Source organism: Streptomyces sp. NPDC008150 (assembly GCF_042956945.1).
GTDB lineage: Bacteria > Actinomycetota > Actinomycetes > Streptomycetales > Streptomycetaceae > Streptomyces.
This window is the reverse complement of record NZ_JBIBHJ010000001.1, coordinates 411848-434166: the sequence shown is the minus strand read 5'-3', so window position 1 is coordinate 434166 and position 22319 is coordinate 411848. Positions and strand designations below refer to the sequence as shown.

Below are 22319 nucleotides of genomic sequence, written 5' to 3'. Positions count from 1 at the left end.
AGGGGGAGAGGCGGCCGGGGCATGACCGAACTGACGCGATTTCAGGTGGCCGGCGCGGAGCCGGTGATCGTGGAGACGGACGGCCCGGACGGCCCGCGTCCGGCGTCGGGACGCCGCCCGGTGCGGGAGGCCCACGCGGAGTTCACCGCGCGGCTCGACGCGATCGGGGACGCGGTCGCGGTGTCGCTGCACACCCTGCGCGGGAGCCTGCGGCCCGACGGGATGACCGTGACGTTCGGCGTGACCATGAGCGCGGAGGCGGGCGCCGTCATCGCCAGGACCGTGCAGGAGGCGACCTTCCAGGTGGAGATGGTGTGGTCCCGCAACCGGCAGGGGCCGACCGGGAGCACCGGGACCGGATCGTGAAGAACGCCCGCCCCGTGGACCGACCGGTCCCCGGGGCGGGCGCGCAGGTCGCGCGTCTCAGTGCGCGTGGCCGCCGGACGCCGACGCGGGCGCCGGTGCCGCGTTCTTCACCGTCAGCGGGAGCAGCTTCTTGCCCGTCGGGCCGACCTGGATGTCCAGGTCGAGCTGCGGGCAGACGCCGCAGTCGAAGCACGGGGTCCAGCGGCAGTCCTCGACCTCGGTCTCGTCGAGGGAGTCCTGCCAGTCCTCCCACAGCCAGTCCTTGTCGAGGCCGGAGTCGAGGTGGTCCCAGGGCAGGACCTCCTCGTAGCCGCGCTCGCGGGTGGTGTACCAGTCGACGTCGACGCCGAACGGGGCCAGCGCCTTGTCCGCGCAGCTCATCCAGCGGTCGTACGAGAAGTGCTCGCGCCAGCCGTCGAAGCGGCCGCCGTCCTCGTACACCGCGCGGATGACCGCGCCGGTGCGGCGGTCGCCGCGGGAGAGCAGGCCCTCGACGATGCCGGGCTTGCCGTCGTGGTAGCGGAAGCCGATGGAGCGGCCGTACTTCTTGTCGCCGCGGATCTTGTCGCGGAGCTTCGCGAGGCGCGCGTCGGTCTCCTCGGCGGAGAGCTGCGGCGCCCACTGGAACGGGGTGTGCGGCTTGGGCACGAAGCCGCCGATGGAGACGGTGCAGCGGATGTCGTTGGCGCCGGAGACCTCGCGGCCCTTCTGGATGACGTGCGTCGCCATGTCGGCGATCTGCAGGACGTCCTCGTCGGTCTCGGTGGGCAGGCCGCACATGAAGTACAGCTTCACCTGGCGCCAGCCGTTGCCGTACGCGGTGGAGACCGTGCGGATCAGGTCCTCCTCCGAGACCATCTTGTTGATGACCTTGCGCAGCCGTTCCGAGCCGCCCTCGGGCGCGAAGGTCAGGCCCGAACGGCGGCCGTTGCGGGTCAGCTCGTTGGCGAGGTCGACGTTGAACGCGTCCACGCGGGTCGACGGCAGCGACAGGCCGATCTTGTCGTCGGTGTAGCGGTCGGCGAGGCCCTTGGCGATGTCGCCGATCTCGGAGTGGTCGGCGGAGGACAGCGACAGCAGGCCGACCTCCTCGAAGCCGGTGGCGGACAGGCCCTTCTCGACCATCTCGCCGATGCCGGTGATGGAGCGCTCGCGCACCGGGCGGGTGATCATGCCGGCCTGGCAGAAGCGGCAGCCGCGGGTGCAGCCGCGGAAGATCTCCACGGACATCCGCTCGTGCACCGTCTCCGCCAGCGGGACCAGCGGCTGCTTCGGGTAGGGCCACTCGTCGAGGTCCATCACGGTGTGCTTGGACACCCGCCACGGCACGCCGGAGCGGTTGGGCACGACGCGGGCGATGCGGCCGTCGGGCAGGTACTCGACGTCGTAGAACGCGGGGACGTAGACGCCGCCGGTGCGGGCGAGGCGGAACAGGATCTCCTCGCGCCCGCCGGGGCGGCCCTCCGCCTTCCAGGCGCGGACCAGCTCGGTGACCTCCAGGACCGCCTGCTCGCCGTCGCCGATCACCGCGCAGTCGATGAAGTCCGCGATGGGCTCCGGGTTGAACGCCGCGTGCCCGCCCGCCATGACGATCGGGTCGTCCAGGGTGCGGTCCTTCGCCTCCAGCGGGATGCCCGCGAGGTCCAGGGCGGTGAGCATGTTGGTGTAGCCCAGCTCGGTCGAGAAGGACAGGCCGAACAGGTCGAACGCCTTCACCGGCCGGTGGCTGTCCACCGTGAACTGCGGGACGTGGTGCTCCCGCATCAGCTCCTCCAGGTCGGGCCACACGCTGTACGTGCGCTCCGCGAGGACGCGGTCCCGCTCGTTGAGCACCTCGTAGAGGATCATGACGCCCTGGTTGGGCAGTCCGACCTCGTACGCGTCCGGGTACATGAGCGCCCAGTGGACGTCGCAGTCGTCCCATGGCTTGACGGTGGAGTTGAGCTCTCCGCCGACGTACTGGATCGGCTTCTGCACATGCGGGAGCAAGGCTTCGAGCTGCGGGAAAACCGACTCGACGGGCATCGCGGGAACTTTCGTCGCGGGGATGGTCTGACAGGCGTGACCATCCAGGCTAACGCGGGCCGGCGACCGCTCCGTACGGCCGGACCCCGGCCCGCCGCCGGTTCACAGCGCCGTGCCCGGCCCGATCTTGGCCCAGCGGCGCGGGAGTTGGGCCTCCACGGCGCTCGCGCCGCGCTCCTCGCGCCCGTACAGCAGGCCCCAGGTGAAGGAGCTCTCCCCCGCCGCCTGCGCCGCGTCCGCGATGTCCAGGAGGGCCTCGCGGGCCATGACGGCGTCCTGGTGCTCGCCGAGCAGCTTGGTCAGTCTCTTCGTGTTCCCGGCGACGCGGGACGCCCTCTCCCCCAGTGCCGGGACGGCCGCCTCGGCCGCGTAACGGGCCCGCTTGGCCTTCTTGCGGGCCTCGTGCAGCGCCACGTCCAGCTCGGGTCCGGGTGACAGGCCGAGCGCGTGCCCGATCCGGTCGGCCACCTTCCGGGTGTCCTTGCGCACGGCCTTGGCCAGCACCTTCTCCGGTTTGCGGGCGGCGGCCGGGCGCAGCGGCGGATCGGCGGCGAGGGCGTCCAGGGAGGCGAGCAGGGCGAGGTAGCGGTCGCTGTCGAGGGCGTCGAGCAGCCGTTCGCGGGCGCCCGCGTGCCGGCCGTCGGACCAGGCGTGCAGCCTGCCGCGGACGGGTCCGGTGCGCAGCCGGGCGGGGAGGCCGTCGAAGGCGCCGGTCAGGCGCTCGGTGAGCACCTCGCGGTCGCGGTCCACGCCCAGCTCGCCGGCCAGCCACTTCAGCTCCGCGCGCAGCGGTTCGGTGGCCCGGCGGTCCAGCACCTTGCCGTACGAGCGGAAGACGCTGCGCAGCCGCCGGGTGGCGACCCGCATGCGGTGCACCGCGTCCTCCGCGTCGCGCCGCACGCCGGGGTCGAGGTCGACGAGGGCGTCGACCTGTTCGCGCACGTAGGCGAGGACGTGGTCGCCGGCCGTGCCGGGCGGCCCGGCGGCGGGGGCGCGGGGCACCTCGGCGCCGGTGTCGGCGAGGGCGCGGGCGAGCTTGGACGGGGAGTCGGCGGGGCGCACGCCGGCCTCGCGGAGCCGTTCCTCCACGGTGTCGAGGAAGGCGGGGTCGCCGCCCGGGGCCAGTTCCACCTCGATCTCGGTCCAGCGGGCGGTGCCGCCGTCGCCGGTGAGGCGTTCCGCGTGGACGGTGTCGACGCTCGCCTCCGCCAGCAGGGCGCCCTCCGCGTCCACGAGGTGCCGCAGGTCGCGCTCGGTGCGCAGCCGGACCACGGGGGCCAGCGGCAGTTCCCGGGCCCGGGAGCGGACCAGGGCGGTGAGCGCGGGCGGCGGCTCGTCGGAGAGCGGGGCGTGGATCTCCTCGCGGACTCCCGGCGCCACCGGGAGCTTGAGGTGCCAGCCCGCGTCACGGCCCCCGGTTCTGCGGCGCAGGGTGAGCCGGGCGGCGGCCAGGCGCTGGTCGGCGGTGTCGTAGTAGGTCGCGTCCAGGTGCTCCACGCCCTCGTCCCGGACGGCCGCGACACCGGCCACGCCGGTCAGGTCGGGCAGCGGTCCCCGGTCGGTGACGTACTTACGCTCGATTTCGCGCTGAGTGTCCGCCATGGTTCGAATCTAGTCGCCGGCTGATCGGAACGGGAGAGTCCGTACCGGCCCGGACGCGGCCGGGCGGCGGCCGGAAAACGGCGCGGGGCCCCGGTCACCTCGCGGGTGACCGGGGCCCCGTACGTCGTGCGTGGCCGGCTCAGGCCGACATGGGCCGCTGCACCCTGATCGACTGGAGCAGCCCCACCGCGACCCAGACGGCGAACATCGACGATCCTCCGTACGAGACGAACGGCAGCGGCAGACCCGCCACCGGCATGATGCCGAGGGTCATGCCGATGTTCTCGAACGCCTGGAACGCGAACCAGGCGATGATCCCGGCGGCGACGATCGTGCCGTACAGCTCGGTCGTCTCGCGGGCGATGCGGCAGGCGCGCCAGAGGATGACGCCGAGGAGAACCAGTATCAACCCGGCGCCCAGGAAGCCGAGTTCCTCGCCGGCGACGGTGAACACGAAGTCGGTCTGCTGCTCGGGCACGAACTGGCCGGTGGTCTGCGAGCCGTGGAACAGCCCCTCGCCGGTCAGTCCGCCCGAACCGATCGCGATGCGGGCCTGGTTGGTGTTGTAGCCGACACCGGCCGGGTCGAGGTCCGGGTTGGCGAAGGCCGCGAAGCGGTTGATCTGGTACTCGTCGAGGATGTGGAGCTGCCACACGGCGACGGCGCCGAGGACGCCGACGCCGAGCAGTCCGAAGATCCAGCGGTTGGACGAGCCGGACGCCAGCAGCACCCCGAGGATGATGATCACCATGACCATGACCGACCCCAGGTCGGGCATCAGCATGACGATCAGGATCGGCACGGCGGCCAGGCCCAGGGCCTGGAGGACCGTGCGGTGGTCGGGGTAGGGCTTGTCGCCGGCGTCGACCCGCGCGGACAGCAGCATCGCCATCCCCAGGATGATCGTGATCTTCACGAACTCCGAGGGCTGGAGCGAGAATCCGCCGCCGAACACGATCCACGCGTGCGCGCCGTTGACGGTCGCGCCGAGCGGGGTGAGCACCAGCAGGATCATGAACACCGAGAGCCCGTACAGGATCGGGACCGCGGTGCGCAGGGTGCGGTGGCCGAGCCAGATGGTGCCGATCATCAGGGCGAGCCCGATGCCGGTGTTCATGAGGTGCCGGATGAGGAAGTAGTACGGGTCGCCCTGGTTGATCTCGGTGCGGTTGCGGGTCGCCGAGAAGACGAGGGCGGAGCCGATGCCGGAGAGCGCGAGCGCGGACAGCAGTATCGGCCAGTCGAGCCTGCGGGTCACCGAGTCGCGGGCCAGCAGCCTGGTCCAGCCCGCGCGTTCGGGCCCGTACCCGGAGACGGAGAAGGTGTTCGCGCCGGTCATGTGAGCATCCTCCGGCTTCCGGTGCCGCCCCGCCGTCCGCCCCCGCGCCGTCTGGTGTCACGGTTGGGGTTGGCGGCCGGTGTCGCGGTCGTGGCGGGTGTCTGCTGGTCGTCCGTGGGGGTCTCGCCCTCCTCGGTGGCCTTCTCCTTCTTGACCGCCGGGTCGCCCGTGACCTTCGGCGAGGCGATCGTGCCGTCGGTCTTGATCTTCGGCAGCGACTTCTGCGGCGTGGACAGCAGCGCCTTGCTCTTGTCGATCGAGCCGTCCTCCTGCACCCCGTACAGCGCGTCGTAGATCTTGCGCACGGCGGGGCCGGAGGCGCCGGAGCCCGTACCGCCCTGGGAGATCGTCATGACGATCGTGTAGTCCTTGGTGTACGTGGTGAACCAGGACGTCGTCTGCTTGCCGTAGACCTCGGCGGTACCGGTCTTGGCGTGCATCGGGATCTTGTCCTGCGGCCAGCCCTGGAACCGCCAGGCGGCGGTACCCCGGGTGGCGACGCCCGCGAGGGCCGAGTCGATCTGCTTGATCGTCGCGGCGCTGTCGGGGAGCTTGCCGCGCACCTGCGGCTTGATCGTCTGCACGGTCTTGCCGTCCGCGCTCACGATCGCCTTGCCGACGGTCGGCGTGTAGAGGGTGCCGCCGTTGGCGAGCGCGCCGTAGATGCTGGCCATCTGCACCGGGGTGACGAGGGTGTCGCCCTGGCCGATGGAGTAGTTGATCTCGTCGCCCTCGCGCATCTTGTTGCCTTCGAGGCAGTTCTCGTACGCGATCTTCTGGACGTAACTGCCGTCCTTCTTACCGGTCTTGCACCAGGAGTCCTTGTTGGCCGCCCAGTACTCCTGCTTCCACTTGCGGTCCGGGACGCGGCCCGCGACCTCGTTGGGCAGGTCGATGCCGGTGGTCTTGCCGAGGCCGAACTGGTGGGCCGCCTTGAAGAAGTAGTCGTTCGTCTTCTTCTTGGGGTTGATCCCTCCGTCCTTCTTCCACTCCTTGTCGGCGATGCCGTAGAACACGGTGTCGCAGGAGACCTCCAGGGCGCGGCCCAGGGAGATCGGCCCGAAGTTCTCCGACTCGAAGTTCTTGAAGACCTGGCCGCCCACCGAATAGGAGCTGGTGCAGGGGTAGTTGCCGTCGAAGGGGTAGCCGGCCTCGATCGCGGCGCTCGTGGAGATCACCTTGAACGTGGAGCCCGGCGCGGACTGACCCTGTATGGCGCGGTTCAGCAGCGGGTAGTTGCTGTCCTTGCCGGTCAACTGGTCGTAGTCCTTGGCGGAGATGCCGCCGACCCAGGCGTTCGGGTCGTACGACGGGTTCGACGCCATCGCGACGACCCGGCCGGTCTTGGCCTCCATCACGACGACGGCGCCCGAGTCGGCCTTGTAGTTCTCGTTGGTGTTGGTGTCGAACTCCTTGCGCGCCGCCTTCATCGCCTCGTTCAGCTCGTACTCGGAGATCCGCTGGACCCGGGAGTCGATGCTGGTGACGAGGTTGGAGCCGGGCTGCGCCTGGTCGCTCTCGGCCTTGCCGATGACGCGGCCGAGGTTGTCGACCTCGTAGCGGGTGACGCCGGCCTTGCCGCGCAGCTGCTTGTCGTACTGGCGCTCCAGGCCGTTGCGGCCGACCTGGTCCGAGCGCAGGTAGGGCGAGTCGGTGTCCTCGGCCTGCTTGATCTCGTCGTCGGTGACGGGCGAGAGGTAGCCGAGCGCCTGGGCCGCGTTGGCGTTGCCGGGACTCGGGTAGCGGCGCACGGCCTCGGGCTCGGCGGTGATGCCGGGGAAGTCCTCGGAGCGCTCGCGGATCTGGAGGGCCTGCTTGGCGGTGGCCTCGTCGGTGATCGGGATCGGCTGGTAGGGCGAACCGTTCCAGCACGGCTGCGGCGTCTTCGCGTCGCAGAGCCGGACCTTCTCCTGGACCTCCGACGGCTTCATGCCGAGGACGGCGGCGAGTTTGGCGAGGACCGCCTTGCCGTCGTCCTTCTGCTTCATGAGGTCGGTGCGGGAGGCGGAGACCACGAGGCGGGTCTCGTTGTCGGCGAGCGGAACGCCGCGCGCGTCCAGTATCGAACCGCGGGTGGCGGGCTGGACGACCTGCTGGACGTGGTTGCCGGAGGCTTCCTTGGCGTACTCGTCACCGTTGCGGATCTGGAGGTACCACAGGCGCCCGCCGAGGGTGCCGAGCAGGGAGAGCACGAGGACCTGGATGACGACGAGCCGGATCTGCACCCGGGGGGTGCGGCCGGTCTCGGGGATGTTGGTCATGGGCGAGGCCCATTCGTCGTAGCGAGGGCCGAGGATGAAGTCGCTTGCGGCCGGGGTGCGTTGGTCATGGGCGGAGCCCATTCTGGCGAGGGGTGGTGGGAGAGGTGCGGGCGGGGCCCGCCGCCGGCGGTCCGCCCCCTCTCCGGCACTGACGAGTCATACGAGTACACGCTCAACCTGTGTGCGCGGAAGCCGCGTTGGCGCCGCGAGGTTGCCGTGACGACACCGCTCACAGCCGCTTGACCCCCTTGATACGGCCGGCCCGCGCCATGCGCGCCCGCGTGGTGCGCACCTTCAGCCCGCCGCGCTGACGTCCGATGCGCAGCCCGGTGCCGGCGGACAGCCACCCGGCGGCGATGTCGCCGCCGCTCCCGGCGGAGGTGCTCTCGCCGAGCGGGTCGTTCTCCGCGCGGCGGGCCAGCCACATCACGCCGGGCACGACGAAGGGGGCGAGCAGCAGGTCGTACAGGGCGGCGCTGAACAGCAGCCCGCCCAGGCCCACATGGCGGGCGGCGGTGTCGCCGACGAGGGCGCCGACACCGGCGTACAGCAGGGTGGAGCCGACCGCGGCGGCGACCACGACGGTCATCGGCGCGAGGGCGGACTTGATCCGTCCGGTCTCGGGCTTGATCAGGCCGGCGCAGTAACCGACGACGCAGAGCACCAGGGCGTACCGCCCCGCGGCATGGTCGGCGGGCGGCGCGAGGTCGGCGAGCAGTCCGGCGCCGAACCCGACGAGGGCGCCGCCGACGTGGCCGTAGACCATCGCGAGGCCGAGGACGGTGAGCAGCAGCAGGTCGGGGACGGCACCGGGCAGGTGGAGCCGGGCCAGGACGCTGACCTGGACCACCAGGGCGACGACCACCAGTGCGGTGGAGAGCAGGATCCGGTTGACGCGCATGGGGAGTTCAGCTCCTACTGCTCTTGTTGCTGGTCGCCGGCGGGCGCGTTCGCCGACGGGGTGACCGTCACGGTCACCGTCGGGGTGGGGATGGGCTTCGCCTTCTTCGGCAGCACCGTGTCGCGCGGGTCCTTCTTGGGCGCCTCGACGACGACCCCGACGACGTCGAGCTTGGTGAAGCCGACGTACGGGGTGACGTAGACGGTGCGCGTCAGGTCGCCGCCGGAGGGGTCGACGCGGGAGACGACGCCGACCGGGACACCCGGCACGAACGGCTTGTCGTGCTGCGAGCCGAAGGTGACGAGCCGGTCGCCCTTCTTCACGTCGGCCTTGCCGTTGAGCAGTTGGACGCGCAGCGGGCGGTCGCCCTGCCCGGAGGCGAAGCCGAGTTCGTCGCTGCCCTCCATACGGGTGCCGACGGTGAAGTCGGGGTCGTTGGCGAGCAGGACCGTGGCGGAGTCGGGCCCGACGGTGGTGACGCGGCCGACGAGGCCGTCGCCGTTGAGGACGGTCATGTCGCGCTGGATGCCGTCGTGCGCGCCGACGTCGATGGTGACCGTCCAGGAGAAGCCCTGCGCCGCCCCTATGGCGATGACCTGGGCGCCCTTGATGCCGTACTGGCCCTCGCCCGCGAGCTTGAGCATGCCGTCGAGCTGGGCGAGGCGGCTGCGGTTGCGGGCGCCGCTGCCGAGCTTCGCCTTGAGCGCCGCGTTCTCGCGCTCCAGCGTGGCGAGCCTGCTGTGCCGGTCACCGGAGTCGCGGACCGCGGCGACCGCGTCGCCGACGGGGTTGACCGCGGAGGAGACACCGTTCTCCACCGGGCCGAAAACGGTGGCTGCTGCCTGACGGGCGCCGTCGACGGGGGAGTTCTGCCCGCCGCGGATGTCGACTGTGATCAGCGCGAACGCGACGGCGACCAGCAGCACCAGGAGCAGCCGGCTTTCTCGTGTGTCCCTCACGTGCTGCGGCCGTGCCCTTCCTCGTAGGAATTCGGGGGAAACCTGAAAACGTGGAACGACCCGGGAGATCCCGGGGAGGATTCTTTTGTGGGAGCTTATGCCTCTATATCAACGATCCGCCGCACGAGAGGAGATCATCTCGTACGGCGGAATCGAAGAGTTACCTCATCTGCGCGGCTGGGCGTCCAGAACCTGCTGAAGTGCCTCGAATTCCTCGACGCACTTTCCGGAGCCGAGCGCCACGCTGTCCAGCGGGTCCTCGGCGATGTGGATGGGCATGCCCGTCTCGCGGCGCAGCCGCTCGTCGAGGCCCCGCAGCAGGGCGCCGCCACCGGTGAGGACGATGCCGCGGTCCATGATGTCGCCGGACAGCTCCGGCGGGCACTTGTCCAGGGTCGTCTTCACGGCGTCCACGATCGCGTTGACCGGTTCTTCGATCGCCTTGCGGACTTCGCCGGCCGAGATGACGACGGTCTTCGGCAGGCCGGAGACCAGGTCCCGGCCACGGATTTCGGTGTGCTCGTCGGAGTCCAGGTCGTACGCCGAACCGATCGTGATCTTGATCTGTTCCGCCGTCCGCTCACCCAGCAGAAGGGAGTACTCCTTCTTGACGTGCTGGATGATCGCGTTGTCCAGTTCGTCGCCGGCGACGCGGATGGACTGCGCGGTGACGATGCCGCCGAGGGAGATGACCGCGACCTCCGTGGTGCCGCCGCCGATGTCCACCACCATGTTGCCCGTGGCCTCGTGGACCGGCAGGCCGGAACCGATGGCCGCGGCCATGGGCTCCTCGATGATGTGCACCTGGCGGGCGCCGGCCTGGGTCGACGCCTCGATGACGGCGCGGCGCTCGACTCCCGTGATGCCCGAGGGCACGCAGACGACCACACGCGGGCGCGCGAGATAGCGCCGCTTGTGGATCTTCAGGATGAAGTAGCGGAGCATCCGCTCGGTGATCTCGAAGTCGGCGATGACGCCGTCCTTCAGCGGTCGCACGGCCACGATGTTGCCGGGCGTGCGGCCGATCATCTTCTTCGCTTCGGCACCGACCGCCAGGATCCCACCGGTGTTGGTGTTGATCGCGACGACGGACGGCTCGTTGAGTACGATCCCGCGACCCCTGACGTACACCAGCGTGTTGGCGGTCCCGAGGTCGACAGCCATGTCACGGCCGATGAACGACATTGAGTTCCCCATCAGGATTCGTCTGGCCTTCCCAGGAGCTTTTGAGGGCTTTTCAGGTAGGCGAGGTGGGTGCTGTGACGTGAAGGCTTCCATCGTAGACGCGCCTGCACGAACACTGCGCGAGGGTCTTCGCCATTGTCAGCAGATGATGCGCCGCCGCGCTCCCGGAGACGGCCCATCGGGGGCGTCCTTCCCCCGATCGGCGCGCACACGCAAACTCGTGACAGGTGTGGACGGCGATCTGCCCGGGGCTGTCCGGGGCCTTTCCGGAACGCTTCCGGAAAGGTCCGCGAACCTTCGCGGCACCGCCCGGCGGCGTCCGGACGGGCGCCTGACGGGGCGTCGGGACGCCCCGCCCGAGGGGCCGGCTCAGACGCGGCCGGGGAAGAAGATCTTCAGCTCGCGTTCGGCGGACTCCGGCGAGTCGGAGGCGTGGATCAGGTTCTCGCGGACGATCGAACCGAAGTCGCCGCGGATGGAACCGGGGGCCGCGGCGATCGGGTCGGTCGGGCCGGCCAGGGTGCGCACGCCCTCGATGACCCGCTCGCCCTCGACGACCAGCGCGACGACCGGACCGGACGCCATGAACTCCATGAGCGGCTCGTAGAAGGGCTTTCCCTTGTGCTCGCCGTAGTGCTGCTCCAGCGTGTCCCCGTCGAGGGTGCGCAGCTCCAGTGCCGTGATCGCCCAGCCGGCCTTGCGCTCGATACGGCTGATGATCTCGCCGGTCAGGCCGCGACGGACGGCGTCGGGCTTGAGCAGGACGAGGGTGCGCTGGGTCACGGAAGGGCTCCTTCGATCAAGGATGGTGCGGGGAGAAGAGGCTACAGGGCCCCACCGCGGGGTCGTCACGCAGCGTCAGGCTTGTGACGAGGCTGTCGCGGTGGGCTGCCGGGACGCCACCCCACTGTCGCACCGGGGTCACGCTCCGTTCCCCGGCGGGAGCGCGCCGCGCCGCTCAGGCGCCCGCGCCCGCCGGGCCGGCCGGCTCCGCCGCGTCCGCCGCGCGGGCCGCGAACCGCGCCTTCGCCTCGTCGATCTTGCGGCCGTAGTGCACCGACGCCCACCACAGGGCGCCGAAGACCACGCCGAGGAAGAACATCGTCGGGACGACGAACCCGGCGGCGAACAGCGCGACCTGGAAGGCCCAGCCGACGGCCACACCGCCCGGACGGGTGACCACGCCGCACAGCACGAGGGACAGGAACATCGCGACACCGCTGACCGTCCAGACCGTGGCCTGGGTCAGGTCGGGGTCTTTCATCGCCACGAGTCCGGCGAAGCCGATCACGAAGAACTCGCCGATCAGGGTGGAAGCACAGAGCGTACGCACGGAAAGTCAGCCCCTCCCCAGAAGCAGTCGGGCCTCGCCGACGGTGATGACGGAGCCGGTGACGAGGACGCCGCCGCCGCTGAACTCGCCCTCCTCCTCGGCCAGGGTGATCGCGGCCTCCAGGGCGTCCGGGAGGTTCGGCTCGACCTGGACACGGTCCTCGCCGAAGATCTCCACGGCGACGGCCGCCAGTTCGTCGGCGTCCATGGCGCGGTGGCTGCTGTTCTGCGTGACGACGACCTCGGTGAAGATCGGCTCGAACGCCTCCAGGAGCCCGCGCACGTTCTTGTCGCCGCTCGCGCCGACCACGCCGATGAGCCGGCTGAAGTCGAACGCCTCCCGCACCGCCTCGGCCGTCGCGACGGCACCCGCCGGGTTGTGCGCCGCGTCCAGGACGACCGTCGGCGAGCGCCGCACGACCTCCAGGCGGCCCGGCGAGGACACGGCCGCGAACGCCTTGCGGACGGTGTCGATGTCCAGGCGCTGCGAGTGCTGCGCGCCGATCCCGAAGAACGCCTCCACCGCGGCGAGCGCGACCGCCGCGTTGTGCGCCTGGTAGGGGCCGTGCAGCGGCAGGTACACCTCCTCGTACTCGCCGCCGAGACCGCGCAGGGTCAGCAACTGGCCGCCCACGGCGACCTGCCGGGCGAGGACGCCGAACTCCAGGCCCTCGCGGGCCACGGTCGCGTCCACGTCCACGGCCTTCTTCAGCAGGACCTGCGCCGCGTCGACCGGCTGCTGCGCGAGGATCACGGTGGCGCCCTGCTTGACGATGCCCGCCTTCTCGGTGGCGATCTCGCCGGTCGTGGAGCCGAGCCGGTCGGTGTGGTCCAGGGAGATCGGCGTGATCACGGCGACCGAGCCGTCGATGACGTTGGTGGCGTCCCAACTGCCGCCCATGCCGACCTCGACGACGGCCACGTCGACGGGCGCGTCCGCGAACGCCGCGTACGCCATGCCGGTCAGCACCTCGAAGAACGACAGCCGGTACTCCTGCCGCTCGTCGACCATGCCGACGTACGGCTCGATGTCGCGGAACGTCTCGACGAACCGCTCGGCGGAGATCGGGGCCCCGTCCAGGCTGATCCGCTCGGTGATCGACTGCACGTGCGGCGAGGTGTAGCGGCCGGTGCGCAGTTCGAAGGCGCCGAGCAGGGCCTCGATCATGCGGGCCGTGGACGTCTTGCCGTTGGTGCCGGTGATGTGGATCGAGGGGTACGCGCGCTGCGGGTCGCCGAGCACGTCCATGAGGGCGGCGATGCGGGCGACCGACGGCTCCAGCTTGGTCTCGCCCCAGCGCGTCGCCAGTTCGGTCTCGACCTCGCGCAGCGCGGCGTCGACCGCGGGGTCGGCCGGGCGCGCGGGGACGTCGGCCTCGGGCGGGGCGCCCTGCGTGCGCAGGGTGCGGCTGCCGGCCTCGATGACGGCGAGGTCCGGGTCGCGCTCCGTCTCGGCGGCGATGATCTCGTCGAAGGAGTCGAGCGGGTCGGGCTGCTCGCTGCTGTCGTGCGGGGGGTGGTCGCTCACGGTCCCCAGTCTACGGAGGCCGCCGCGGGAAGGCCGAAGGCCCCGGCACCGTACGCGCGGGTACGGTGCCGGGGCCTTCGTGACGCCTGGCCGCCCGGTGGCTGTCAGGCCTCGGGCAGGGCGGCGAGCTGGGCCTCGATACGGGCGGTGTCCTCGTCGGCCTTGGCGAGGCGGGCCCGGATCTTGTCGACGACCGGCTCGGGCGCCTTGGCGAGGAACGCCTCGTTGTTCAGCTTGGCGTCGGCCTGCTGGCGCTCCTTCTGGGCGGCGGCGAGGTCCTTGGCCAGGCGCTTGCGCTCGGCGGCCACGTCGATCGTGCCCGACAGGTCGAGCGCGACCGTGGCGCCGGAGACCGGCAGGGTCGCCGTCGCGGTGAACTCCTCGCCCTCCGGCTGGAGGCGCAGCAGCTGCCGGATGGCGGCCTCGTGCGGGGCGAGCGCCGTCCCGTCGAGGGTGAGCCGGGCGGGAACCCGCTGGCCGGGCTGGAGACCCTGGTCGGCACGGAAGCGGCGGACCTCGGTGATGACCGACTGGACGGTCTCGATCTCCCGCTCGGCGGCGGCGTCCCGGAAACCGGAGTCCCGCGGCCAGTCCGCGACGACGACGGACTCGCCGCCGGTGAGGGTGGTCCACAGGGTGTCCGTGACGAACGGGACGACGGGGTGCAGCAGCCGCAGGGTGACGTCGAGGACCTCGCCGAGGACGCGGCCGGAGACCTTCGCGCCCTCGCCGCCGGCCATGAACGTGGTCTTCGACAGTTCGACGTACCAGTCGAAGACCTCGTCCCAGGCGTAGTGGAACAGCGCGTCGGAGAGCTTCGCGAACTGGAAGTCGTCGTAGAACGCGTCGACCTCGGCGACCGTCTCGTTCAGCCGGGACAGGATCCAGCGGTCGGTCGCCGACATGGCGGACGCGTCCGGGAGCGGGCCCTCGACGGTGGCGCCGTTCATCAGCGCGAACCTGGTCGCGTTCCAGATCTTGTTGGCGAAGTTGCGCGAGGCCTGGACCCAGTCCTCGCCGATCGGCACGTCGGTACCGGGGTTGGCGCCGCGGGCCAGGGTGAAGCGGACGGCGTCGGAGCCGTACTTGTCCATCCAGTCCAGCGGGTCGACGACGTTGCCGAAGGACTTCGACATCTTCTTGCCGCGCTCGTCGCGGACCAGGCCGGTCAACGCGATGGTGCGGAAGGGGACTTCGCCGTCCATGGCGTACAGGCCGAACATCATCATCCGGGCGACCCAGAAGAAGATGATGTCGTGGCCGGTGAGCAGGACGTCGGTCGGGTAGAACTTCGCGAGGTCCGGGGTGCGTTCGGGCCAGCCCAGGGTGGAGAAGGGCCACAGGCCGGAGGAGAACCAGGTGTCCAGGACGTCGGTGTCCTGGGTCCAGCCCTCGCCGGTGGGCGCCTCGTCGTCGGGGCCGACGCAGACGACCTCGCCGTCGGGGCCGTACCAGACGGGGATGCGGTGGCCCCACCAGAGCTGGCGCGAGATGCACCAGTCGTGCATGTTGTCGACCCAGTCGAAGTAGCGCTTCGACATGTCCTCGGGGTGGATGGCGACCCTGCCGTCCCGGACCGCGTCCCCGGCCGCCTTCGCCAGCGGGCCGACCTTGACCCACCACTGCATCGACAGCCGCGGCTCGACGGTGGTGCCGCAGCGGGAGCAGTGCCCGACCGAGTGCTGGTAGGGGCGCTTCTCGGCGACGACGCGGCCCTGCGAGCGCAGCGCGGCGACGATCGCGGAGCGGGCCTCGTAGCGGTCCAGGCCCTCGAACGGGCCGGGGACGGTGATGATCGCCCGCTCGTCCATGACCGTGATCGACTCCAGGCCGTGGCGCTGGCCGATGGCGAAGTCGTTGGGGTCGTGGGCGGGAGTGACCTTGACGGCGCCGGTGCCGAACTCGGGGTCGACGTGCTCGTCGGCGACGACCGGGATGGTGCGGTCGGTCAGCGGCAGCTTGATGCGCCTGCCGACGAGGTGCCGGTAGCGCTCGTCGTCGGGGTGGACCGCGACCGCGGTGTCGCCGAGCATCGTCTCGGCGCGGGTGGTCGCGACGACGAGGGTCTCGTCGCCCTCGCCGTACTTCAGGGAGACGAGCTCGCCGTCGTCGTCCTGGTACTCGACCTCGATGTCGGAGATCGCGGTCAGACAGCGCGGGCACCAGTTGATGATGCGCTCGGCGCGGTAGATCAGCTCGTCGTCGTACAGGCGCTTGAAGATGGTCTGGACGGCCTGCGAGAGGCCCTCGTCCATGGTGAACCGCTCGCGGGACCAGGCGACGCCGTCACCGAGGCGGCGCATCTGGCCGAGGATCTTGCCGCCGTACTCCTCCTTCCACTGCCAGACACGCTCGACGAACTCCTCGCGGCCCAGGTCCTGTCGGGACTTGCCCTCTTCCGCGAGCTGCTGCTCGACCTTGTTCTGGGTGGCGATGCCGGCGTGGTCCATGCCGGGCAGCCACAGCGCCTCGAAGCCCTGCATCCGCTTGCGGCGGGTGAGCGCGTCCATCAGCGTGTGCTGGAAGGCGTGGCCGAGGTGCAGCGAGCCCGTGACGTTCGGCGGCGGGATGACGATGGTGTACGGGGGCTTCTCGCTCGCCGCGTCCGCCTCGAAGTACCCCCGCTCCACCCAGCGCTCGTACAGCGGCCCCTCTACATCGGCCGGCGCGTACTGGGTCGGCAGGTCGGAGACGGGCGCTGGCTGCTGCTGAGGGTTCTCGGTCACGGAGCCAGTTTAGAGGTGTCACGGGGCAGTCCCGAAACGCGTTTCTTGTGTAACGGTGCGGCCCCTGGCACCCGGCCCCGTGACCCCCTGGTCCAGGATGTCAGGGCCACATAAAGCATTCGGGAGGGGAACACCGCGATGAGCCACAACCAGCCGGGCCCGTACGGCGGGCAGCCGCAGCAGCCTGGGCCGTACGGTCAGCAGGGACCCTACGGCCAGCAGCCGCAGGCGCCCCAGCCCGGCTACGGCTACCCGCAGCAGCCGGCCGGTCAGCCCGGTTACGGATACCCGCAGCAGCCCCAGCAGCCGCCGCAGGGCGGCGTCCCGCCGCAGCAGGCCCCGTACGGCCAGCAGCCCGGCCCCTACGGCCAGCAGCCGCCCTACGGCCAACCGCCGTACGGGCAGCCTCCGTACGGTGCCCCGCAGCCCGCGCCGGGCGGCGGCAAGAAGCGGACCGGGCTCGTCGTCGGCGGGGTGGCCGTCGTCGCGGCCATCGCCGTGGGCGCGTACTTCCTGTTCAACTCCGGTGGCGGGGGCGGCCTTTCGGACGACGGCCCGCACAAGCTGTCCGCTCCGGCGTCGGTGCTGGGCGCCAAGTACAAGCGGGTGGGCGCCCCTTCGCAGCAGAAGGTCTCCGCGAGCGACGCGAAGGACCTCGCGACCGCCGGAGTGACCAACGCCACCTCCGTCGCCGCGATCTACTCGACGATCGACCTGTCCAAGCTCGACACGAGCGACCCGGCGGACGTGGCGAAGGCCTCGACCGCCGAGAACTTCACGTACTTCGGGGTCTACGGCAAGATCAAGGACCCGCAGAAGGCGCTGGACACCACCTTCGGCCAGCTCACGAAGGAGATGGACGACGACGACGCGAAGCTGATCGGCGGCGCGAAGACGGTCTCGCCGGACGGGCTCGACGGCGCGGTGATGAAGTGCCAGCAGGCCGAGAGCAAGAACCAGGTGACGGGCAAGACCCAGGACACCTGGATGTGCATCTGGGCCGACTACAGCACGATGGGCATCGTCGAGCCGACGTCGGGCGTCAAGACGTACTCGCTCGACCAGTCCGCGCAGATAGCGGCCAACGTCCGCAAGGAGGTCCGCGTCAAGGTGTGACCCGGGCACGGAAGAGGGGGTTCCCGGCGGCTCTCGCCGCCGGGAACCCCCTCTTCGTGGGCCGGAGTTGCTACGCGCTCTTCTGCTCGCCGGGGCCGCGGCCCCCGCGGGCGTCGCGCGGGATGAGCGTCGGGTTGACGTTGGAGCGCACGACGTCGGCGGTGACGACGACGCGGGCCACGTCCTTGCGGGACGGCACCTCGTACATCACCGACATCAGCACCTCCTCCATGATGGCGCGCAGACCGCGGGCGCCGGTCTGCCGGAGGATGGCCTGGTCGGCGATGGCCTCCAGTGCCTCACGCTCGAAGTCCAGTTCCACACCGTCGAGTTCGAAGAGCCGCTCGTACTGCTTGACGAGTGCGTTGCGCGGCTCGACGAGGATCTGGAGCAGGGCCTCGCGGTCCAGGTTGTGCACCGAGGTGATGACCGGGAGCCGGCCGATGAACTCGGGGATCATGCCGAACTTGACGAGGTCCTCGGGCATGACGTCCTGGAACTGGTCCTTGGCCTCCAGCTCCCGCTTGGACAGGATCGTCGCGCCGAAGCCGATGCCCTTGGCACCCGCGCGGCCCTCGATGATCTTCTCCAGGCCGGCGAACGCGCCGCCCACGATGAACAGGACGTTCGTCGTGTCGATCTGGATGAACTCCTGGTGCGGGTGCTTGCGTCCGCCCTGCGGCGGCACCGACGCGGTGGTGCCCTCCAGGATCTTCAGCAGGGCCTGCTGGACGCCCTCGCCGCTGACGTCGCGCGTGATCGACGGGTTCTCGCTCTTGCGGGCGACCTTGTCGATCTCGTCGATGTAGATGATCCCGGTCTCGGCCTTCTTGACGTCGTAGTCGGCCGCCTGGATCAGCTTGAGCAGGATGTTCTCGACGTCCTCGCCGACGTAGCCCGCCTCGGTCAGCGCCGTGGCGTCCGCGATCGCGAACGGGACGTTGAGCATGCGGGCCAGGGTCTGCGCGAGGAGCGTCTTGCCGGAGCCGGTCGGGCCCAGCAGCAGGATGTTCGACTTCGCCAACTCGATGGCGTCGTCACGTCCTTGGGCCCCGCCGTTCTCGCCGGCCTGGACGCGCTTGTAGTGGTTGTACACCGCCACGGAGAGCGCCTTCTTGGCGGGCTCCTGACCGACGACGTACCCCTCCAGGAACTCGAAGATCTCGCGGGGCTTGGGGAGTTCCTCCCAGCGCACCTCGCTGGTCTCCGCCAGCTCCTCCTCGATGATCTCGTTGCAGAGGTCGATGCACTCGTCGCAGATGTACACACCGGGCCCTGCGATGAGCTTCTTGACCTGCTTCTGGCTCTTGCCGCAGAACGAGCACTTGAGCAGATCGCCGCCGTCACCGATGCGTGCCACGGTGTGCTTCCCCTTCGCCTGGGAGACGCCTGGATCCAGCGGCTCCTGGTGCTGCCTTATGTCCGACGGTACCTTGCCGGGACCCCCGTTCGGGCCCCCCTTGGCACGGTTCACTTCCACGTGCGTCTTTTACCCGCACCGTGTGGTACCCGCGCCAAGGGGCGAGGCGACCCGGCCTCCGCCTCAGCGGACGGACTCGTTGTTCAGCTTGCGCGTCGAGACGATCTGGTCGACAAGGCCGTACGCCAGGGCGTCCTCGGCCGTGAGGATCTTGTCGCGCTCGATGTCCTCGCGGATCTTGTCCAGCGGCGTGGTGGAGTGCTTGGCCAGCATCTCCTCCAGCTGCGAACGCATCCGCAGGATCTCGTTGGCCGCGATCTCCAGGTCGGAGACCTGACCGCGTCCGGTCTCACTGTAGGGCTGGTGGATCAGGACGCGGGCATTGGGGAGCGCCATGCGCTTGCCCGGGGTGCCCGCGGCCAGCAGCACCGCGGCGGCGGAGGCCGCCTGGCCCATGCAGACCGTCTGGATGTCCGGCTTCACGAACTGCATCGTGTCGTAGATCGCGGTGAGCGCGGTGAACGAGCCGCCGGGGCTGTTGATGTAGATCGAGATGTCGCGGTCGGGGTCCATCGACTCCAGGCACAGCAGCTGCGCCATGACGTCGTTGGCGGAGGCGTCGTCGATCTGCACGCCGAGGAAGATCACGCGCTCCTCGAAGAGCTTCGCGTACGGGTCGTACTCGCGCACGCCCTGCGAGGTGCGCTCGACGAAGCGCGGGATGACGTAGCGGGACTCGGCCACGGGGCCGGTGTACTCGGCGCTCGCACGGCCGTAGAGGCCGCTGCCGGAAATGTCGTTCACGGTGTCTCCTGGAAAGGGCTGAGGCGGTGGCTGAGGGCTGGAACGGTCGGCGCCGAACCCGGTCCCGGGCGCCCCGGGCGGCCGTCGCGCGGGGCGCGTGCCGGCCGGGCGGGTGCGCCGCGGGAGGGTCTAGGCCGCGCCGGTGCCGCCGCCGCCCGGCATGCCGGCGGCCGTCGGGATCACGTCGTCGATGAGGCCGTACTCCTTGGCCTCGAAGGCGTCGAACCAGCGGTCGCGGTCCGAGTCACGGGTGATCTGCTCGATCGTCTGGCCCGTGTGCTGGGACGTCAGCTCGGCCATGCGCTTCTTGGTGTGCAGCAGCCGCTCCGCGTGGATCTTGATGTCGGAGGCCGAACCGGCCAGGCCGGCGGAGGGCTGGTGGATCAGGATCTCGGCGTTCGGCAGCGCGAAGCGCTTGCCGGGCGTGCCCGCGCTGAGCAGGAACTGGCCCATCGACGCGGCGAGGCCCATCGCGATCGTCACCACGTCGTTCTTGATGAACTGCATCGTGTCGTAGATCGCCATGCCGGCCGTGATCGAGCCGCCGGGGCTGTTGATGTAGAGGAAGATGTCCTTGTCCGGATCGGCGGCAAGGAGCAGCAACTGCGCGGTGATCTTGTTGGCGATGTCGTCGTCGACCGCCTGGCCGAGGAAGATGATCCGCTCGTTGAGCAGTCGGTTGTAGACCTGGTCGCCGAGGCCACCGATGGAAGGCTCGCCGGCGGCTGAAGGCATCAGATTCGTCACGTATCCACCTGCTCGTCTTACGACGGCGCCGGGCCGTCTCACGTGTTCTGCCGGGGCGTGGGACCCCGGCGCGCGCCGCTCGGGACGGCTTCGGGGACTCCCCTGCCCTCGTATTCATGGACCCTAACGCGCAGGCAGGGCGGCGCCATCCCGGTTCTCGGACTGTTCGCTGTGAGCGCAGGGTCGGCGGCTCCCCGTGGGCGCCCGCGGGCCGGGCGCGGCAAGGGCGCCGGAGGGTGCCGGGCGGGCCCGGGACGGGGCCCCTGCGGGGTCTCCGGGCGGGGACCGGGGCCGACATGCCGACGGGCCCGCCGGGACGCTGTGGTGCGTCGCTGCGGGCCCGTCGTCGAGCGTGCCGGTGCGGCCCCCTCCGCGCGGAGCCGGGGCCGGACCGGAGCGGACCGGGCGCCCTCGCGCCCGGTCCTGGGACTGCTTACGCCTCGGTCTTGTCCTCGGCCTTGTCCTCGGCGTCGGCCTCGGCCGCCTCCGGGGTCTCGGCGGTGACCGTCTCGGCCGTCTCGTCCTCGTCGTCGTCGCTCAGGTCGACGACCTCGCCCTTGGTGTCCTTGACCGTGGCGGCCTCGACCACGACGGCCAGGGCCTTGCCGCGGGCGACCTCACCGACGAGCAGCGGGACCTGGTTGTTCTGGACGATCGCCTGGGCGAACTCGTCGGGCTGCATGCCGGAGGAGGCGGCGCGGCGCATGAGGTGCTCGGTGAGCTCCTCCTGGCTGACGTTCAGCTTCTCCTTGTTGACCAGCTCGTCGAGGACGAACTGGGTCTTGATGCCCTTGACCGCGGCTTCCTTGGTCTCGGTGTCGAACTCCTCGGCGGTCTTGCCCTGGATCTCCAGGTACTTGTCCAGGTCGAGGCCCATCTGACCGAGCTGGTGGTGCTCCAGGTTGTGCTTGCGGGTGTTGATCTCGTCCTCGAGCAGCTTCTCGGGGACGGGCACCTCGACGAGCTCCAGCAGCTTCTCCAGGACGCGCTCCTGGGCCTGCGTGGCCTGGTCGTACTGCTTCATGTTCTCGAGGCGCTTGCGGCTGTCCGCGCGCAGCTCCTCCAGGGTGTCGAACTCCGAGGCGAGCTGCGCGAAGTCGTCGTCCAGCTCGGGCAGTTCGCGCGCGGCGACCTGGGTGACCCTGACGGTGACCTCGGCCGTCTTGCCGGCCGCCGAGCCGCCCTTGAGCTCGGAGGTGAAGGTGGCCTCGCCACCGGCCTCCAGGCCCTTGACGGCGTCGTCGATGCCTTCGAGGAGCTCGCCGGAGCCGATGGTGTAGGAGACGCCCTCGGCGACACCGTCCTCGACGACCTCGCCCTCGACCTTGGCCTCCAGGTCGACGGTGACGACGTCACCGTCCTCGGCAGCGCGCTCGACGGGGGTGGTGGAGGAGAAGCGCTCGCGCAGCTGCTCCACCGACTCGTCGATGTCCTTGTCCTCGACCTCGACGGCGTCGACCTCGACCTCGATGCCGGAGTAGTCCGGGATCTCGATGGCGGGGCGGATGTCGACCTCGGCGGTGAAGTTCAGCGTCTCGCCGTCCTTCAGCTCCGTGATGTCGACCTCGGGCTGGCCCAGGGGGTTCAGCTCGGCCTCGTTGACGGCGTCGGTGTAGAACTTCGGAAGCGCGTCGTTGACGGCCTCCTCCAGGACGGCACCGCGCCCGAACCGCTGGTCGATGACGCGGGCGGGAATCTTGCCCTTCCGGAAGCCCTTGACCGTGACCTGCTGGTTGATCTTCTTGTACGCCGCGTCGAGGCTGTCCTTGAGCTCCTCGAAGGGCACCTCGACAGTGAGCCGAACCCGGGTCGGGTTCAGGGTCTCCACGGCGCTCTTCACGGTTCGGTCTCCTTGTGGCTGACATCTGGGGGTTGCCGGATCCGGATCGGTTCCGGCGGATTGGGTCGCCCGGGAGACTTCAGACGTGAGACCACACGGGCGCGCCGCTTGCATAGTAGCCGCAGCCGCTCAACGCCCCAAAAGGGCGATCTTGGCAGGTGGTGCGCC

At 70.3% G+C, this 22319-nt stretch carries 17 protein-coding genes; 2 read left to right on the top strand and 15 right to left on the bottom strand.

The features are described from left to right. Positions 1 to 21 precede the first annotated feature (21 nt). Complete coding sequence (locus tag ACFZA0_RS01840) at positions 22 to 366, top strand: CU044_2847 family protein (RefSeq protein WP_391009620.1); 345 nt, start codon at positions 22 to 24, stop codon at positions 364 to 366. A gap of 57 nt (positions 367 to 423) precedes the next feature. Here the strand turns inward: ACFZA0_RS01840 and ACFZA0_RS01835 are convergent, their stop codons facing one another. The 11 genes from ACFZA0_RS01835 to ACFZA0_RS01785 form a co-directional block, all read right to left on the bottom strand. After that, a complete protein-coding gene (locus ACFZA0_RS01835) occupies positions 424 to 2391 on the bottom strand; it encodes a TIGR03960 family B12-binding radical SAM protein (protein WP_391009617.1) in 1968 nt (655 codons plus the stop codon). A gap of 102 nt (positions 2392 to 2493) precedes the next feature. Further along, entirely contained in the window at positions 2494 to 3993 is a 1500-nt protein-coding gene (locus ACFZA0_RS01830) for a CHAD domain-containing protein (protein ID WP_391009614.1), read from the bottom strand. Between the two features lie 139 nt (positions 3994 to 4132). Then, positions 4133 to 5332 (bottom strand): rod shape-determining protein RodA, encoded by a 1200-nt coding sequence (rodA, locus tag ACFZA0_RS01825; protein WP_391009612.1) that lies wholly within the window; start codon positions 5330 to 5332, stop codon positions 4133 to 4135. Continuing rightward, the gene (mrdA, locus tag ACFZA0_RS01820; RefSeq protein ID WP_391009609.1) at positions 5329 to 7593 is read right to left on the bottom strand and encodes a penicillin-binding protein 2; all 2265 of its coding nucleotides are present in this window, start codon (positions 7591 to 7593) and stop codon (positions 5329 to 5331) included. The genes rodA and mrdA overlap by 4 nt, the downstream gene beginning before the upstream one ends. Before the next feature lie 229 nt (positions 7594 to 7822). Further along, on the bottom strand, positions 7823 to 8494 hold the full coding sequence (gene mreD, locus ACFZA0_RS01815; protein ID WP_391009607.1) for a rod shape-determining protein MreD: 672 nt from the start codon (positions 8492 to 8494) through the stop codon (positions 7823 to 7825). Between the two features lie 14 nt (positions 8495 to 8508). Next, on the bottom strand, positions 8509 to 9453 hold the full coding sequence (gene mreC, locus ACFZA0_RS01810) for a rod shape-determining protein MreC (RefSeq protein ID WP_391009605.1): 945 nt from the start codon (positions 9451 to 9453) through the stop codon (positions 8509 to 8511). 165 nt (positions 9454 to 9618) lie between these two features. Continuing rightward, complete coding sequence (locus tag ACFZA0_RS01805) at positions 9619 to 10638, bottom strand: rod shape-determining protein MreB (RefSeq protein ID WP_391011776.1); 1020 nt, start codon at positions 10636 to 10638, stop codon at positions 9619 to 9621. Positions 10639 to 11007: 369 nt separating this feature from the next. After that, entirely contained in the window at positions 11008 to 11421 is a 414-nt protein-coding gene (gene ndk / locus ACFZA0_RS01800) for a nucleoside-diphosphate kinase (protein WP_391009603.1), read from the bottom strand. 175 nt (positions 11422 to 11596) lie between these two features. Then, positions 11597 to 11971, bottom strand: a complete 375-nt coding sequence (locus ACFZA0_RS01795; protein ID WP_391009600.1) for a DUF4233 domain-containing protein — start codon at positions 11969 to 11971, stop codon at positions 11597 to 11599. Between the two features lie 6 nt (positions 11972 to 11977). After that, positions 11978 to 13498 (bottom strand): glutamate ligase domain-containing protein, encoded by a 1521-nt coding sequence (locus ACFZA0_RS01790; RefSeq protein WP_391009597.1) that lies wholly within the window; start codon positions 13496 to 13498, stop codon positions 11978 to 11980. A gap of 104 nt (positions 13499 to 13602) precedes the next feature. Further along, positions 13603 to 16224, bottom strand: a complete 2622-nt coding sequence (locus ACFZA0_RS01785) for a valine--tRNA ligase (RefSeq protein WP_391009594.1) — start codon at positions 16222 to 16224, stop codon at positions 13603 to 13605. A 138-nt stretch (positions 16225 to 16362) separates the two neighbouring features. Here ACFZA0_RS01785 and ACFZA0_RS01780 point away from each other — a divergent pair, with 138 nt between their 5' ends. After that, positions 16363 to 17340: a hypothetical protein gene (locus ACFZA0_RS01780; protein WP_391009591.1), complete on the top strand. Its 978-nt coding sequence runs from the start codon at positions 16363 to 16365 to the stop codon at positions 17338 to 17340. A 70-nt stretch (positions 17341 to 17410) separates the two neighbouring features. On the opposite strand, the gene clpX is transcribed toward ACFZA0_RS01780, so the two are convergent. From clpX to tig, 4 genes are all read right to left on the bottom strand, one after another. Beyond that, positions 17411 to 18700 (bottom strand): ATP-dependent Clp protease ATP-binding subunit ClpX, encoded by a 1290-nt coding sequence (clpX, locus tag ACFZA0_RS01775; protein ID WP_391009588.1) that lies wholly within the window; start codon positions 18698 to 18700, stop codon positions 17411 to 17413. Positions 18701 to 18883: 183 nt separating this feature from the next. Continuing rightward, complete coding sequence (locus ACFZA0_RS01770) at positions 18884 to 19564, bottom strand: ATP-dependent Clp protease proteolytic subunit (protein ID WP_391009585.1); 681 nt, start codon at positions 19562 to 19564, stop codon at positions 18884 to 18886. 129 nt (positions 19565 to 19693) lie between these two features. After that, positions 19694 to 20299, bottom strand: coding sequence for an ATP-dependent Clp protease proteolytic subunit (locus tag ACFZA0_RS01765; protein ID WP_391011772.1), 606 nt, complete (start codon positions 20297 to 20299; stop codon positions 19694 to 19696). Positions 20300 to 20744: 445 nt separating this feature from the next. Beyond that, the gene (tig, locus tag ACFZA0_RS01760) at positions 20745 to 22151 is read right to left on the bottom strand and encodes a trigger factor (protein ID WP_391009582.1); all 1407 of its coding nucleotides are present in this window, start codon (positions 22149 to 22151) and stop codon (positions 20745 to 20747) included. Between the last annotated feature and the right edge of the window lie 168 nt (positions 22152 to 22319).

What these genes read in the sequence shown, in the direction of transcription:
- ACFZA0_RS01835 (WP_391009617.1), bottom strand. Translation starts at nt 2,391, where the DNA reads ATGCCCGTCGAGTCGGTTTTCCCGCAGCTCGAAGCCTTGCTCCCGCAT.
- rodA (WP_391009612.1), bottom strand. Translation starts at nt 5,332, where the DNA reads ATGACCGGCGCGAACACCTTCTCCGTCTCCGGGTACGGGCCCGAACGC.
- mreD (WP_391009607.1), bottom strand. Translation starts at nt 8,494, where the DNA reads ATGCGCGTCAACCGGATCCTGCTCTCCACCGCACTGGTGGTCGTCGCC.
- mrdA (WP_391009609.1), bottom strand. Translation starts at nt 7,593, where the DNA reads ATGACCAACATCCCCGAGACCGGCCGCACCCCCCGGGTGCAGATCCGG.
- ACFZA0_RS01805 (WP_391011776.1), bottom strand. Translation starts at nt 10,638, where the DNA reads ATGTCGTTCATCGGCCGTGACATGGCTGTCGACCTCGGGACCGCCAAC.
- ACFZA0_RS01840 (WP_391009620.1), top strand. Translation starts at nt 22, where the DNA reads ATGACCGAACTGACGCGATTTCAGGTGGCCGGCGCGGAGCCGGTGATC.
- ACFZA0_RS01830 (WP_391009614.1), bottom strand. Translation starts at nt 3,993, where the DNA reads ATGGCGGACACTCAGCGCGAAATCGAGCGTAAGTACGTCACCGACCGG.
- ACFZA0_RS01765 (WP_391011772.1), bottom strand. Translation starts at nt 20,299, where the DNA reads ATGCCTTCAGCCGCCGGCGAGCCTTCCATCGGTGGCCTCGGCGACCAG.
- ACFZA0_RS01780 (WP_391009591.1), top strand. Translation starts at nt 16,363, where the DNA reads ATGAGCCACAACCAGCCGGGCCCGTACGGCGGGCAGCCGCAGCAGCCT.